General features: G+C 64.6%; 14 protein-coding genes. 3 read left to right on the forward strand and 11 right to left on the reverse strand.

The features are described from left to right. Window positions 1–94 precede the first annotated feature (94 nt). The 4 genes from AC6JAC_RS12200 to AC6JAC_RS12215 all read right to left on the reverse strand — a co-directional run bounded on the left by AC6JAC_RS12200 (window position 95) and on the right by AC6JAC_RS12215 (window position 4,538). Window positions 95–793: a VOC family protein gene (locus tag AC6JAC_RS12200; RefSeq protein ID WP_028269377.1), complete on the reverse strand. Its 699-nt coding sequence runs from the start codon at window positions 791–793 to the stop codon at window positions 95–97. Beyond that, window positions 790–2,049, reverse strand: coding sequence for an MFS transporter (locus tag AC6JAC_RS12205; RefSeq protein WP_156037049.1), 1,260 nt, complete (start codon window positions 2,047–2,049; stop codon window positions 790–792). The genes AC6JAC_RS12200 and AC6JAC_RS12205 overlap by 4 nt, the downstream gene beginning before the upstream one ends. A gap of 112 nt (window positions 2,050–2,161) precedes the next feature. Then, on the reverse strand, window positions 2,162–2,626 hold the full coding sequence (locus tag AC6JAC_RS12210; protein ID WP_028269379.1) for a GatB/YqeY domain-containing protein: 465 nt from the start codon (window positions 2,624–2,626) through the stop codon (window positions 2,162–2,164). Window positions 2,627–2,786: 160 nt separating this feature from the next. Next, window positions 2,787–4,538, reverse strand: a complete 1,752-nt coding sequence (locus tag AC6JAC_RS12215; RefSeq protein WP_156037042.1) for a CHAT domain-containing protein — start codon at window positions 4,536–4,538, stop codon at window positions 2,787–2,789. A gap of 259 nt (window positions 4,539–4,797) precedes the next feature. Here AC6JAC_RS12215 and AC6JAC_RS12220 point away from each other — a divergent pair, with 259 nt between their 5' ends. Together AC6JAC_RS12220 and AC6JAC_RS12225 are read left to right on the forward strand one after the other, a co-directional pair. Then, complete coding sequence (locus tag AC6JAC_RS12220; protein WP_028269381.1) at window positions 4,798–6,255, forward strand: sugar porter family MFS transporter; 1,458 nt, start codon at window positions 4,798–4,800, stop codon at window positions 6,253–6,255. Between the two features lie 118 nt (window positions 6,256–6,373). Continuing rightward, a complete protein-coding gene (locus tag AC6JAC_RS12225) occupies window positions 6,374–7,396 on the forward strand; it encodes a LacI family DNA-binding transcriptional regulator (protein ID WP_028269382.1) in 1,023 nt (340 codons plus the stop codon). On the opposite strand, the gene AC6JAC_RS12230 is transcribed toward AC6JAC_RS12225, so the two are convergent. The 5 genes from AC6JAC_RS12230 to AC6JAC_RS12250 are packed head-to-tail and all read right to left on the reverse strand — an operon-like array spanning window position 7,393 to window position 11,780. After that, window positions 7,393–7,773 (reverse strand): RidA family protein, encoded by a 381-nt coding sequence (locus AC6JAC_RS12230; protein WP_028269383.1) that lies wholly within the window; start codon window positions 7,771–7,773, stop codon window positions 7,393–7,395. The genes AC6JAC_RS12225 and AC6JAC_RS12230 overlap by 4 nt on opposite strands. 58 nt (window positions 7,774–7,831) lie before the next feature. Further along, on the reverse strand, window positions 7,832–8,596 hold the full coding sequence (locus AC6JAC_RS12235; RefSeq protein WP_497966818.1) for an amino acid ABC transporter ATP-binding protein: 765 nt from the start codon (window positions 8,594–8,596) through the stop codon (window positions 7,832–7,834). Continuing rightward, entirely contained in the window at window positions 8,596–9,540 is a 945-nt protein-coding gene (locus AC6JAC_RS12240) for an amino acid ABC transporter permease (protein WP_497964845.1), read from the reverse strand. Before AC6JAC_RS12240 ends, AC6JAC_RS12235 begins: the two co-directional genes overlap by 1 nt. A gap of 12 nt (window positions 9,541–9,552) precedes the next feature. After that, on the reverse strand, window positions 9,553–10,488 hold the full coding sequence (locus AC6JAC_RS12245) for an ABC transporter substrate-binding protein (protein WP_497964847.1): 936 nt from the start codon (window positions 10,486–10,488) through the stop codon (window positions 9,553–9,555). Next, window positions 10,485–11,780 (reverse strand): alpha-hydroxy acid oxidase, encoded by a 1,296-nt coding sequence (locus AC6JAC_RS12250; RefSeq protein ID WP_497964849.1) that lies wholly within the window; start codon window positions 11,778–11,780, stop codon window positions 10,485–10,487. The genes AC6JAC_RS12245 and AC6JAC_RS12250 overlap by 4 nt, the downstream gene beginning before the upstream one ends. Window positions 11,781–11,908: 128 nt before the next feature. Here AC6JAC_RS12250 and AC6JAC_RS12255 point away from each other — a divergent pair, with 128 nt between their 5' ends. Continuing rightward, window positions 11,909–13,567, forward strand: a complete 1,659-nt coding sequence (locus AC6JAC_RS12255; RefSeq protein ID WP_497964851.1) for a PucR family transcriptional regulator — start codon at window positions 11,909–11,911, stop codon at window positions 13,565–13,567. On the opposite strand, the gene AC6JAC_RS12260 is transcribed toward AC6JAC_RS12255, so the two are convergent. After that, entirely contained in the window at window positions 13,561–14,499 is a 939-nt protein-coding gene (locus AC6JAC_RS12260; protein ID WP_028269389.1) for a 5'-3' exonuclease, read from the reverse strand. The genes AC6JAC_RS12255 and AC6JAC_RS12260 overlap by 7 nt on opposite strands. Window positions 14,500–14,557: 58 nt before the next feature. Continuing rightward, on the reverse strand, window positions 14,558–14,962 hold the full coding sequence (locus tag AC6JAC_RS12265; protein WP_497966820.1) for a GNAT family N-acetyltransferase: 405 nt from the start codon (window positions 14,960–14,962) through the stop codon (window positions 14,558–14,560). Window positions 14,963–15,088 lie beyond the last annotated feature (126 nt).

Below are 15,088 nucleotides of genomic sequence, written 5' to 3' on the forward strand. Positions count from 1 at the left end.
GATGACTCCCGAGTCAGGGTGGTGCGGAGTGGGGTGATCGCCACGTTACTCCGGCCCGGAGTGACACTCAACACTCAATTGATTGGCCGGGCGTTTAGCCCCTGATGTGCCACCCGTCGAGGACAACAGGGCCACGGGGGGATGCCAGCGTCGCGGTGAGCGGCGACTGCTGCACGGCGTCGGGCGGGATGGTTCCATCGGTCGGGTCATTGTCAACGGACGGAAGCCGGAGCATGTCGGCAGCCTGCAGCGGGATGCCGCGCAGCACCAAGTGCCGCAACGAGAGGGGCGTGGGCGGCAGGTGGGCACACGGATGTTCGCCGTGCCATTCGATCAGGCTGGGCAGTGCGCCCGCGCATTCCAGACGGCCGTCGTCGCGGACCGTGATGCGCCACTTCAACAATCCGTAGGGGGTTTCCCGCTGAGCTGTGAGCAGCTCGCCCGGGTGGAGGGCAAGCTTGGCAAGGTCCTGACAGAGCGTCTCGATCTTGTGCGTGCGAGCCACTGCGTGCACCAGCCGGGGCGAGTCGCGGATGGCCTCGCGCAGTTCCGGGCGGTCAAGCCCGAACCAGCGGACCCTCCCCGGCGGCGGCGCATCGGGATCGATCGCGATGACCTCGAGGTAGCAGCCGGGGAAGTTCTCGCTGCTGATGTCCATGACTTGGTTGTGGGTGCCCATCAAGGGATGCTTGCCGCCCCCGGCGGGCCGGACACCGAACGTTGCTGCGCACCATGCCGCGCCTTGCTCCAGCGAATCGGCGGCGATGACCACGTGATCGATACGGGGGTTCACAACTCGGCCTTGCCGTCGGGGGCGTTGGCCGCATCGGCCGGGGATCCCTGCCGGCGGCTCGCTACCAGGAACGGTACGGCAATCAGCTGGATTGCGCCGCCGATTGCCAGCGAGGCCGCATATCCATAGGCGTCGGCCGCCCGGCCAAGCAGCGGCTGGACCACCACGCCGCCGCTTGAACCAATGAGCGAATCGAAACTAAGCACCGTAGCCCGCTGCTTCGAGGCGATCATGTCGTTCAGGTAGGCCTGCCGCACGGGAACGCCCGCGGCGTCCACCACCGCCCAGAGGGTCAGCAGCGCCAGGGCCGCCCAGAACACGCGGGTGAACCCGAGGACCACCAAAATCACTGCAGCGAATCCGACGCTGATCATCAGCACGGTGGTGCGCTTGCGGACAAGGCGTCGGATCCGGGGCGCCAGCCAGCCGCCGAGAACTTCGGCCCCGGCCACAACAGCCGCGGCGAGCCCCGCCACGGAGTAGGCGCGCGGGTCCCCGAAAAGCTCGAGGAGGTAGGGCTGCAGTGCGTAGAACACATAGATCCCGACGCCGGCATTGAACGGCCCGGCCAGCATCACGTAACGCACGGGCGGGTTCTTCAAACCGTTCTCGATGGAGGCGGCGAGCACGGTACGGACCGCCCGCAAAGGGCCGGCCGAGCGCTCGGGTGTGAACCCGACGTCGTGCATAAGGCGGAACGCCACCAGGAACATGGCCAATAGCACGCCCACACGGATCAGGAAGGGGACGCCCAGGTTGGTGACCTGGGCGATCACGCCCCCGGCCACCGAGCCGACGAGCATCGCAACCCCGGAAACCATCACCCCGCGGCCCAGCACCGCCTCCATCCCGCCTTCATAGCCCTCGAAACGCAAGGCGTCGACGAGCCAGGCCTCCACTGCCCCCGAAAAGAAGGTGAAGCCCAGGCCGAGCAGGACCGACACCAGCGCCCACCACCAGAAAGGGGCCGACAGTTGCCAGAGCAGGTAGTAGAAGTAGGTGGAGACGGCGAGGGTGACCGTGCCGAGGAGGAATGAGACACGGCGCCCCCAACCGTCCGCCACCACTCCGGTGGGCACCTCGAACAGCACCATGCCCACCGTGAAGAAGGCGTTGGCGGCAAAGGCTTCGAGGTTGCTGAGCCCGGCATCCAGCAGGAAGAGCGTGTTGATGCCCCAGATGAACGACGCCGCAACGGTATTGCCCAGCGTCAACGTCAGATAGATGCGCTGAATCTTTCGGGCGCCGGCGCTCATCGCGTTGACGTCCCCGCTAGGGCGAGGTAGGAGCACGAGCCCATTCTCGTCCGGTTAGCCTGCGTGCACCAGTGCAGATGCTGCCGGATCCGCGGCACGCTCCGCTACGGCATCAGGCGAGGCGGCTCCGGACGATCTCGCTGACGGTCTTGCCGTCAAACCGTCCCGCGACCTTGGCGGTGACCGGCTTCATCACGGCGCCCATCTGCCGGATGGACGGTTCCTGGCCGTCGGCCTTCAGCGCCGCGATTGCCTCGTCAACAATCGCTTCGACCTCTTCACGGGTCAGAGCCTTGGGCAGGTACGCCTCGATGATCTCGGCTTCGGCGATTTCCGCCGCGGCCCGCTCAGTCTCGCCGGCTTCCGTGTAGATCTTCGCGGTGTCACGGCGTTTGGCGGCTTCCTTCTGGAGCAGCCCGGTGATCTGGGCATCGTCCAGTTCGATCGGGGTCTTTCCCGATTTCTCGCGTGTCTCGATCTCGCCCAGGACGTTGCGCACCGTGGTCAACGCCACCTTGTTCCGGTCTTTCATGTGGATCACAACATCGCCGTGGAGGCGTTCTTTGAGCGTGCTCATGGTGTTCTCGTTTCGTTGGCTTTGCCTCCATTGTCCCCGCTCGCCGCCGCCTCCGCTGCCTTCTGCCGCGCCCTACTTCACCTGCTTGCGCAGGGCACGGCCCAGACGGGCCGCAGCTTCCTCGAGTTGCGGCTCGCTGACATGCATCCAGGCAACGTGATTATTCACCAAAGGGCCTATACCGTCTAAGCCTGAACATGGCGTCACGAAATCCCGGATCCAATCGAACAACTTCTTTGTATCCTCCGACGGCCTCCGTCAGGCGCCCCGATCTTTCAGCCTTACGTGCCATCGCATAAATGATCTCCTTGTGGGCACGACTAACAAGTCCGCTTGGATCCGTGGCTGATGAATCCAAAGCCACCAAATCCCGGTGAAGGGCAAGGACTGAGCGCCAGTCACCCATCTCGGCGTGCTGCCACATCAGCTTGCGCAGATCCGCAAGCCGTTGTCGTCGCTCACATGATTCACGGCGGGGACCAGCATCCTGGAAGTCCGGGTCGTCCTGTATGCGTTCGTATCCCCGCGCTGCAACTGCCCAATCCCCGACGTTTTGGGCTTGGCGGGCAGCGTAGTAGATGTCGACGAACTCCTGGCTTTGTCGGGCGCCGGCCAGAAGGGCAGCTGCGTCGCGGAATTCCGTATCGAGCGTCAGCAAGTCACCCAGCAGACTGATGGCGGTTGGATATTGCTTCTCGCGAAGCGACGAAAGCGCTCGCTCGTACAAGGCCAATTTCCGCGGCTCTTCTGTACCGTGGTCGATTGGAGAACTCGTCGGAGCTGGAGGGATGAGACCCGCGCCGGAGGTCACCCCGGTGAGATTGAATAGCCGTGTAGCATCACCGCGTACATACAGTACTGGGGTTACCCATTCAAAAGTTCCTAGCCCCATTATCGATCTGCGTCCGCTATTGGCAGCCCTATCGATGTCTCGGCCGTGAGCGAGGGCGCCATAGAAGCCTCGCGAGAAGGCGATTGCGGCGCTATCTGTAACAGTGAACTGCATGGCTGCCACAGCACTGATTCCTCCGCGGACCAGAGCCGCGGCAGTTCCAGAGAAGAGATCATCCTTTCCCGATTCCCCTGAGGAACAGGAATTGAGTACCACCAAGCGCGGTGTGGGCTCCGCTTCCCTCAGTAGCTGCAGAAGACGTGACGATTCGACCATGGATGATCGCCCTGTGGCAGATTCCAGCGCAAGAAGGCCTTCCTGCCTGACCACGTCGTAGTCCCCGTGGCCAATAAAATGCACAACATGCCATGGCCCGTCCAGCAACGCGGACTGGATCCCATCCCAGGTAGCGTTAGGCACCCAGCGAAGCTCGATTAACCCGGCAGAAATCGGCTCAGCAAGTGCCGTTGTGAGGTTTTCCTTCTCGGCCTCAGTGTCGAGTGCTGGCAAGTCACGGACCGCCGGGACAACGCCGAGGATTCGCAGTGGCGGTTCAACGGCCAGTGGACGATAGCTGTAATCGGCCGCGGGGACGCGTCGGAGCAAGGGCAACTCATGACAGAGGTAAGATTCGGTTTCTCGGTCATAGAGCATCTCCCACGGCAGTGCCACCAACTCCGGGGCCCCCAGCCTGAGTACCACCCGCAGCGGGTGACCACTATTCTGTGCTGCGCCCAGGCTTGCCCGATATGTTCCCTTTACGGCGCCCGTAAATAGGGCATTAAACATCTTCTCGCCCACGTCATGCAGGGGTTGTTCCGAAATAGGTATTGTGCGTCGGGCAGAGACCGCCGACGCGAGGACAGTCGCTTCCAAATCAGAAATTCGAGCAAGGATAGCATCGACATCCAGCCGAATCCTGGAGGAAGTTTCACCTCCCGAAGGCGCGTGGACAACTCGGACAGAATAGTTGCCTCTCCGGGAACCGGAGGTGATTTCCAGTTCAATGTCTCCGTCCACAGCGACCTTCTCATGCGCACATGCGAACTTTCACCCATCAGGGCCTTATGGAAATCCTGATGTCCCATAAGACTGGCCCACGAAACGATGCACCACAAGACCATCCAGAATGCCAACCCTTTGACCTCATGTCAGTACAAAGTCTTGACTCTTTCGTTAGAGCGCTCTAACGTTGGTGGCAGCACGTGACCTGGCGCACTCGCCGGGACCCCCACCGACGGTCCAGTTGGACGGGCCAAACGATCTGAGGAAGTCAACAATGTCGTTGCACGCAGCACACCCCATCGCACCGGGAAACAAGCCCGGATCCAAACATCGCGGGTATCTGACCCGCCTTACTGTCATCTCCACCCTGGGCGGCCTACTGTTTGGCTACGACACCGGGGTTATCTCGGGCGCATTGCTCTACATGCAGGATTCACTGAGCATGAGCCCGGTCGAAGAAGCCACCGTGGTCAGCGCCCTGCTGTTCCCGGGTGCTGCGGTCGGCGCGCTGAGCGGCGGCCGGCTGGCCGACACGCTCGGCCGCCGCGGCACGCTCCTCATTTGCGCCCTGCTTTTCCTGGTCGGCGCCCTGGGTTGCGCGATTGCACCGAACGTCGGATTCATGGTGGTGGCCCGCGTGATCCTGGGCCTCGGCGTTGGAGCCGCAGCCGTCACCTGCCCCCTCTACCTGGCAGAAATGGCGCCGGCACACCTGCGCGGCCGCATGGTAACGATCAACGAACTGATGATCGTGACCGGCCAGATGCTCGCCTTCGCCATCAACGCCCTTCTTGACACCCTGATCCACGATCCCGAGGTCTGGCGCCTCATGCTGGGAGTGGCCTCCATCCCCGCAATCGCCCTGCTGATCGGTATGCTCATCCTGCCTGAATCGCCCCGCTGGTTCGCGATCCGGGAACGGTTTGCGGACAGCCGTCGCATCCTTGACCTCAGCCGCAGCCCCGAGGAAGCCGACTTCGAATACAAGGAAATCGTTGAATCCGCCACCACTGCAAAGACCGAACGGTCCCACGCATGGCGTGACCTGAAAAACAATCCGTGGATGCGCAAGCTGCTGTGGATCGGCATCGGGCTGGCCGTCGTCCAGCAGGCAACCGGCATCAACACGGTCAACTACTACGCACCCACCATCCTGGAACGCAGCGGACTGGGAGTCAGCGCATCCCTGGTAGCCACCGTCGCCGTGGGGGTGACCTCGGTGCTGATGACCGTGCTTGGCATCTACCTGCTCGGCTTCATCGGCCGGCGCCGCATGCTGGTCATCGGGTTCTCCGGCGTTGTCGCCTCCCAGGCGATCCTCGCCGTCGTCTTCATGCTGCCGCAGTCGGATTTTGTCAGCTACACCATCCTGGCCGCCATGATGCTGTTCGTCGCTTTCGTGCAGTGCTTCATCGGCACCTGCGTCTGGCTCCTCCTTTCCGAGATCTTCCCGATGGCCATCCGCGGCTTTGCCATGGGGATAGCCGTCTTTGCCCTCTGGACTGTCAATGCCGGCATCTCCTTCCTGTTCCCGATCCTCGTTGTGGCACTGGGCTCCACGGGAACCTTCGCGGTCTTCGTCCTGGTGAACGTCGCCTCCCTGGTCTTCGTATCCAAATGCGTACCCGAGACCAAGGGCCAGTCGCTGGAAGAACTGGAGGTGCATTTCCGCACCGGCAGCCTTCCCGTCATCACGCCCGCGGTGGCCTCCGGCGCAAAGGCCGGCGCCTAGTAACAGTTTGTCCGTCTCCATAGCCAGGCCACTGTGACGATCGCGGCCGGGGCGGCAGGCAGCCGCCCCGGCCGCGATACGCTTACGTGCAGAATGCGGCGGATCGGCGGGGAGTGAATTGAAGCACCAGGAAGCGGCGAAACGCCCCACTATTTACGACGTAGCGCGGGTGGCCGGCGTCTCCCGTGCCCTGGTGTCGCTCGTGCTGCGCGGCTCCCCCAAGGTCAGCGCTGAAAAGAAGCAGGCAGTTGCCGAGGCCATCGCCGAGCTCGATTACCGGCCCAGCAACGCGGCACGCTGGCTTGCCAGCGGCCGCACCCGGATTGTCGGGGTGCTGCTGGACGACCTGGCTAATCCCTGGTTCGTGGAACTGCTCGACGGCCTGCAGAGCGTACTCGGGGAAGAGAACCTGCGGATGGTCCTCAGTGATCCCACCTATCTGGCCCGGCCCGATGAGAGCCCGGTGTCAGCGTTCATGGATCTCCGCGTGGACGGGCTCATCATTGCCGGCGACGTCCAGCCCGACGACGATCTGCTGCGGGCCACTGCGCACACACCGACCGTCGTGGTCGGCACCCGCACGTTCGAACTTCCCTCTGCGGACCTCGTCACCAACGACGACGTTGCCGGAGCCTGCGCCGCCGTCGAACACCTGATCAGCCTCGGCCACCGTGATATCGCCTACCTCACGGCCCCGACCGGGTCAGCCGCACTGCGTGCGGGCTCCTACCGGGACACGATGGCCCGCCACGGCCTGCAGGATCACATCCGCGTAGTGCAGACAGACCTGAGCGAACACTCCGGCTTCGAAGCAATGAACGGCCTCATTGACAGCGGCCGGACCCCCACCGCGGTCATGGCCACCAACGACGTCCTCGCCGTCGGAGCGCTCTCAGCCGCCGATGACCACGGCATCAGCGTCCCCTCCCGGCTTTCACTCGTCGGCTACGACAACACCTACCTGGCCGGAATCCGGCATCTATCGCTGACCAGCGTGGACCCCGTAAGCCGCGACGTCGGCATCCGCGCCGCCCGCCTGCTCCTCGAGCGCATGGCAGACCCGGGCCTGCCCCAGCGCACCGAAGTTCTGACCCCGCGCCTGGTGGTGCGGAACAGCACCGCCGCGGCCCCGACGGGCTAGGGAATCGCCGCAACGGCGTCGATTTCGACCAGGAAGTCACCCAGGAACGAACCGACAGTGGTACGTGCCGGGTAGGGGGTTTCGACAAACCCTTCGTAGGTGGCGTTGAACCCGGGAAAATCCCGGCCGGGGTGGTGCAGATGCACTGTTGTTTTGACGACGTGGGAAAAGTCCAGTCCGTGCCCTGCCAGGACGCCGGCAAGGTTCTTCATCGCTTGGAGGGTCTGCTCCTCTATGGTGATGCCGACGGTCTCACCGGTGACTGGGTCGTGTGGTGTCTGGCCGGCAGTGAAGAGGAACCCGTTGGCGGCGATGGCCTGGGAGTAGGGACCGGCCGGGCTGGGCGCGAGGTCTGTGGTTACTTGCTGTCGAAACATGGAAATCGTTCCTTCGGTATGGCCGGCGTCGTGGCGCCGGCCGGTGTTGGTGATGTTCTCAGAGGACCTTGGAAAGAAAGGCCCGGGTGCGTTCGTGCTGGGGTGAGCCAAGGACCTGCTCCGGGGGCCCGCTTTCGACGACGACGCCCTGGTCCATAAAGACCACCTGGTCGCTGACCTGGCGGGCGAAGCCGAGTTCGTGGGTGACCACCACCATGGTCATCCCGGCCTCGGCCAAGGACTTCATGACGTCGAGCACCTCGCCGACGAGTTCCGGATCGAGGGCTGACGTTGGCTCGTCGAAGAGCATGAGCTTGGGTTTCATGGCCAGCGCCCGTGCGATGGCGATCCGCTGTTGCTGGCCGCCGGAGAGTTCCTGCGGGTAGGAGTGCCCACGGTTGCCGAGCCCGACCCGGTCCAGCAGCGCCTGCGCCTCGGCGGTGACCTCGTTCCGGGGCCGGCCGAGCACATGGACGGGTGCTTCCACGATGTTCTCCAGCACGGTCATGTGCGGGAAGAGGTTGAACCGTTGGAAGACCATGCCCGCGTTCAGCCGTGAACGCGCGGTCTGGCTTTCCTTCATTTCGTAGAGACGTCCGTTGCGCTCGGTGTACCCGACGAGGTGCTCGTCCACGTACAGTCGTCCGGCGTCGACCTTTTCCAGGTGGTTGATGCACCGGAGGAAGGTGGTCTTCCCCGAGCCGGACGGTCCGATCAGGCAGGTCACGGACCCGCGTTCGATCCTCAGGTCAATGCCTTTCAGGATTTCCGTTGAGCCGAAGCTCTTGCGGACTCCCCTGGCTTCCACCATCGCGGTATTCATCATGCGGTCCTTGTCTGTGTCGGGACGTTTGCAGGTCCCTTGGCGCGGCGCGGCCGGCGCGGGGCTGCGTCGAAGCCTCGGCCATACCGTCGCTCGAGTTTGGTCTGGAAGAAGCTCAGGATGGTGGTCATCAGCAGGTACCACAGGCTGGCGACGATGAGCAGCGGAATGGTCTGGTAGTTGGTGGCGTAGATGATCTGGGCCGAATACAGCAGGTCCGAGATCGCCAGGACGCTGACCAGGGAGGTGCCCTTGAGCATGGAGATGACCTGGTTTCCGGTGGGCGGCAGGACCACTCGCATCGCCTGGGGCAGGATGACCCGGCGCATCAGCTGGCCGCCGTTCATCCCCAGGGCCCGGGCAGCGTCGTACTGGCCCTTGTCCACGGATCCGATCCCGCCGCGGATGATTTCGGCCATGTAGGCTGCTTCGTTCAGCGCGAGCCCGAGCAGCGCGGCTGTCAGCGGGGAGATGAGGACGTTCGCCGATCCGACGACCACGGACGGGCCGCCAAAGGGAAGGCCGAAGGCGATCACCGGGTACAGGGCGGCAATGTTGTACCAAAAGATCAGCTGGACGAGCAGTGGCGTGCCGCGGAAGAACCAGATGTAGCCCCTGCTGATGGTGCTCAGGATCGGGTTCTTCGATAGCCGCATCACCGCCAGGACCGTGCCGAGGGCGATGCCGGCCGTCATGGACACCACGGTGAGCAGGATGGTCAGCCCGGCACCGGCCAGGATCTGCGGGGCGAAGAGATAGGAGACGACGACGTCCCAGTGGTACCGCTGGTTCACGGCCACATCCCACGCCGCGCTGAGGGCTACAAGAATGAGGACGACGGCGATCGCCAACCGGACGGGGTGCCGGAGGGGCACCACCGGGATCGAGTCCGCGGACGCCGCGGGGCTTTGCGGCCTGGTGTCAGGGATTGAGTGTTGCTGCATGGTGTTCACGTCCTATTGGGCGAAATTGACGCGGGCGTCGGTGATGGCGGCGGACTCAAGACCGTACTTCCCGAGCACCTTGAGATAGGAGTCGCTCTTGATCACGGAATCGAGCGCTGCGGAGACTGCTTTGACCATGCCCGAGTCCTTGGGCATCCCGACCCCGACCGGGGTGAAGTCGTATTTCGAGGCGATCCCGAGCTGCGGGTTCTGCGAGGCAGCGAAGTCGAGAATGGGTGAATCCGCGAGGACGGCGTCGAGGCGTCCACTCGTGAGCGCCGAGATGGCCTGCCGCGTGTCCTGGAACTCGCTCCGCTGGATCGTGCCGTTGCCGGCGGCGGTGCAGTCTTCATCGATGGCGGGGACATTGACGGCGAGCTGGTAGGAACCCGTCAGGAGGCCCACCTTCTTACCGCACAGGGACCCTTCACTGCTGACCCCCAGCGGGTTGCCGCTGGGCACGGCAATGGAATTGCCCATCTGCATGTAGTCCACGAAATCCAGGACCTCCATGCGCTTCGCCGTGGGGGTCATGGACGAGACGGTCATGTCGTACCGGCCGGCGGCCAGGCCGGGGATGATCGAGTCGAAATTGGCCACCTGGATCTCCACCTTCACGCCCAGGGTCTCCCCGATGAGCCGGGCGACGTCGGGGTTGGTGCCCGTCATCTCCTGGGTGCCTTCGCGGTAAAACTGCGTTGGCGGTTCGTTGGTGGGGATCGCGACGCGCAGGACCCTAGTTGCCTTGATGGATTCCGGAAGCAGTTTTGCGGCCGCCTCGTTGACCGCCAGGGCCGGGACGCCGGTAGCCTGCCCGCCGTCGGACGTCGACGACGCGGGCGCCTGCGCACCGCAGGCCGTGAGGGCCAGCAGTAGGGCGGAAATGACGACGGCGGCGGGCAGGCCGGGCCGGGTGCGTTGGATTCGCGGGGATATGGGAGTTTTCATGAGGGAATACTCATCTCTTCCAGCCCGTGGCTGGCTTCCGGGGCCGGTGAGGTGCGGGCAAAGGGTGCGTTGCGGTGCCGGATCAGGTCCCGGCCTTCCAGCCGAAGCTCCTGGATCGTGGACACTCCGAGGAGCATCATGGTTCGCGTCATTTCGGCCCGGAACATCTTCAGGACGTGGGCAACACCGGCCTGGCCGGCGGCTGCCAGGCCGTACAGGTAGGGGCGGCCGATGGAACAGGCGTCGGCGCCGAGGGCGATGGCCTTGATGACGTCCGAGCCGCGGCGGATGCCGCCGTCGACAATGATTTCAAGCCGTCCTTCCGCCCTGTCCACGATGTCCGGGAGCATATCCAGGGGCGCGGCCATGTGATCCAATTGCCTGCCGCCGTGGTTGCTGACCTGGATGGCGTCTATACCGATCTCGGCCGCAGTGACGGCATCGTTGGGGTTCACCACTCCCTTGAGGATGATGGGGCCGTTCCAGCGCGCCCGCAGATCCCGGATGTCATCCCAGTCGGTGGGTTCGTAAGAACCGGCAAGCAGCGTCCGCCACATGTCAGGCGTACTGGACAGGGGGCCTTGGGGGATTTCGGCGTCAAGGTTGGGGAACGCAATCGCGTCATGGGCCAGGAACCCCAGGGCCCACCGGGGGTGCAGCGCTCCTTCCACAACCGTTTTCAGCTTGATCGACGGCGGCGCGGTGAACCCGTTGCGGTAGTCACGTTCGCGGTGGCCGATTGCCCGGCAATCGACATTGACCAGGAGGGCTTCGTAGCCTGCCGCCGCGGCCCGGTCCAGGACAGCCTGCAGCTCGGCCTTGTCCGCCATGGGTTCGATGTTGAACCAGCGGCGCAGCCCGGGAGCGGCGGCACTCACCTGTTCCATCGGCGTCGTGCTCAGGTGTGCCAGGCCGTAGGGGACGCGGGCTTCCTCTGCGGCGCGGGCGACGGCGCTCTCCCCGTCCGGGTGGAACAGCCGGGTGCCGCCGGTGGGGGCGAGCGTCAGCGGCATCGAGACCGGTCCGCCGAGGAGGCTTGAGCTGAGGTCCAGGTTCTCCACCGATCCCCACTTGGGCAGGAAGGACCAGTCGTCGAAGGATGAGCGGTTGCGCCGCAGGGACACCTCGTCCTCCCCGCCGCCCTCGATGTAGTCATAAATGCTCCCGGGCAGGCGCTTCGCGGCCAGTCTCCGCATGTCCTCTACGCTGTAGCAGCGCCGGGACAGGCGCTCCGAGGGAGTCCGGGCCGGCCCCTGGACCGTTGCCAGCGCCCTGATGTCTTTGAATTTCATTGCTGATCCTCTGGGTTCAATGAAGGACTTCCTTGTCACTTCCTTTCCCAATGGTGACGCAGATCTCGCACCGTCCATATGTGAAATCTCCTAGAAGTTCGTGTGGCCTCTTGTGATAACTTCCAGATATGAAAATTGAGGAATCGGGCCTGACGGAGGGCGATCTTCAGGGCGCCGTCGTACGCCTGTCGGACTGCATCCAGCTGATGCAGGCCGATCTGGTGCATGCCAACCCCACACCGGAGAACCTCGGCCATCCGGTCTCGGACGTCCTCATGTACGATCCCCTCGATGAATGGATGAATGTCGATGACCGCATCATCCTGGCCGTCGGCCTGACCGGAGGCTCGGCAGCTTTCGACCAGCTGCTGCACCGGGCCTCTAACAGCAACGCCGCAGCCGTGATCGTCAAAGCCCACGGGACGCCCCTGGAACAGCTGCGTTCCGCCGCGGACCGGCACAGCCTGGCCGTGCTGGTGGCACCCGACAACGTGGACTGGACGCGACTGGTGGCGCTGGCCAGGGCATCAGTCATGGGGGCAGCCGCCGATTCAGTCTCCGGAGTCCGGCTCGGCGACCTTTACGCGTTCGCCAACGCCGCCGCGTCGATCACCAACGGCGCGGCGAGCATCGTGGATCCGCTCGGACGGGTGCTGGGGTATTCGACATTGCCGGGACAGCCCGTCGACGAACTGCGCCGCGTCACTACCCTCTCCTTGCAGGAGGTCAAACCGCCGGCCTTCGACTCGGACTTCAAGACCGTCTATGCGTCCGCGGGAGCGGTTCTGATCCCCGGAATCGGCGATGAAATGCCGCGGCTCGCACTGGCTGTGAGGGCGGGCGGTGAACTGCTCGGTTCCATTTGGATCATCGATCCCGGCAATGACAAACGGGAGGCGGCCCTGAACGCGCTCGACAGGATGGCACCACTGGCAGGCCTCCATATGCTCCATGCCCGCTCGGCGTCGGACTTCGGCGAACGCCGGAACGGGGACCTCATCCGCACGCTGGTGGACGACCCCGCGCACGCCTCCTTTGCTGCCGCCCAACTGGGGCTCGATGCGGCCCGCGGGCTCGCTGTCGCAGCGTTCTCCATCGTCCGGCCCGAAACGGGAAGCCTTGAATCCGTGCGTGAGATCCAGCGGCTGCTGCACCTCGTCACCACGGTCTGCAAGATCCACTTCAACACCAGCCACAGCGCCCTGATCGACTCGGTGGTCTACGCCCTGCTGCCCTGTGAAGGAAACGCCCCCGGGCCGGCGCACCGGCGTCTGGTCCAGGAAATCGGTGCCTACGCCCACACGATCAGCTCCCACCCGCTGGTCGCGGCCGTGGGGGGCATCGCGCCCCGGGTGGAGGACCTCCCGGGATCCCGGACCGAGGCGCTGCAAACCCTGCAGTACATGGTCCGCCTGCAGGCGGAAACCCCGCGCTCCAGCGGAGCCCAATCCCCCGCCGCCGGGTTGTTCGAGGACTACCGGGTCCCGCTGAGTCTCTTGAAAATCGGTGCGTTCATCGCCGAAACAGGACTCTCCGACGTGGACGACATCAGCAGGATCCAGGCCCACGATGCCTTACAGCAAACCGAATATCTGGACACCCTGAGGGCATATCTGGCTTCCAATGGAAGCATGTCGGCGATGGCGGAACATCTCCACGTGCACAACAACACCGTGCGCTACCGGGTTGCACGGCTGGTAAAAGACTTCAACCTCGATCTCGACGATCCGCAAAAGCGGCTGTGGCTCTGGCTGCGCCTGACCACTATGGACCTGGCCCCTCAGTGACGCTGGTCGAGCGCGTCGAGGAGCCGCTTGACCGAACCTCCGAGGTTCCATTCGGTGGCCAGGCGCTCAAGGTCGGCCCGCGGATCGCCGACGACGGGGTGCAACCGGGCGCCCGCCTCGTCCAGCGTCGGCAGCCCGAGGTCGCGCACTACGTTCACGACGGCGGGAGCCACCTTCAGGTAGTCCGTCGCCGCTGCGAGCTTCGCCCGCACGGACGCGGACAGCCCGCTTTCCGCACCCGTCGCCGCCTCGAGCAGCAGGTCGAGGGTGCCGTACTCCCCGAGCAGTGACGCGGCCGTCTTCTCACCGATGCCGGCCACGCCCGGCAGCCCGTCGGAGCTGTCACCCCGAAGGATTGCGTAGTCCGCGTACTGCTCGGGCAGCACGCGGTACTTGCCCACGATGACCGCGTCGGTGACGACTTCTAGGTTCTTCATGCCGCGCGCGGTGTAGATCACGCGCACGTTGCGGTCGTCGTCGACGACCTGGAAGAGGTCGCGGTCGCCCGTGACCACGTCCACCGGCAAGCCGGCATTGCTGGCGTAGGTGCCGACGACGTCGTCGGCCTCGTGTTCAGCAGCGCCCACGACGGCGATGCCGGCCAGCTCCAGCACCTTCCGGATCATCGGGATCTGCGCCTCCAGCGCGTCCGGCACCACTTCGATGTCGGGGCCACCGGCCACGGCCTCGGCCACCCGGTGCGACTTATAGCTGGGAATGAGGTCGACACGCCACTGCGGCCGCCAGTCATCGTCCCAGCACGCAATGAGATGCGTCGCTTCGAAGTCGGCGGTGAGCCGGGCGATCATGTCCAGCAAGCCGCGAACAGCGTTCACCGGCGTGCCGTCGGCGCGGCGGATCGTGTCCGGCACACCGTAGAAGGCGCGGAAGTACAGGGAGGCAGTGTCCAGCAGCATCAGGCGGTGGGGCATACCTGATCCTCACATGGAAACGCTTCGTTGAGAATCCGATTGGCGCGCAGGCAGCCGTTCAGAGCTCCCGGTAGTAATAAAGCATCGGCTCCGTGCCGTCGGGTTCGGTGTTGGTGAACCCGCGGGACTCGTAGAACCGGCGCGCGTCCGTGTCCTCGCCGTCGACGTTGATTTCGAGCAATGCGCCGCCGCGGCCGCGCACCAGTTCGCAGGAGGCAGCGAGCAGTGCGCTGCCCAGTCGACGGCCCCGCAGGCCGGGCCGCACGTACAGTTCGTCGAGGATCGCGACCGGCCCCGGGTACCAGACGTTGGAGCGGAAGCTCAGCACCGCAAGTCCGCCTGCCGGTTCGCCGACGAGCAGCACCACGATGTCCTCCCCCGCCAGCAACTCCGCCACCCGCGACGTCAATTTGCCGATGCCCGGGCTGGGTGTTTCGAACTCGGTGTTGAAATCATGGAGCATCCGGGCAACGGTTGCGGCGTCGGCGGGAGTCGCCCGGCGGGGCGGCTCACTGCGGGCAGGATCGTCAGGAGTCACGGCTTCATCATGCTCGGCGCATCGGCCTGCGTCCACCCTGGCATGCGTCCA

This window comes from Arthrobacter sp. KUASC02 (assembly GCF_059739395.1).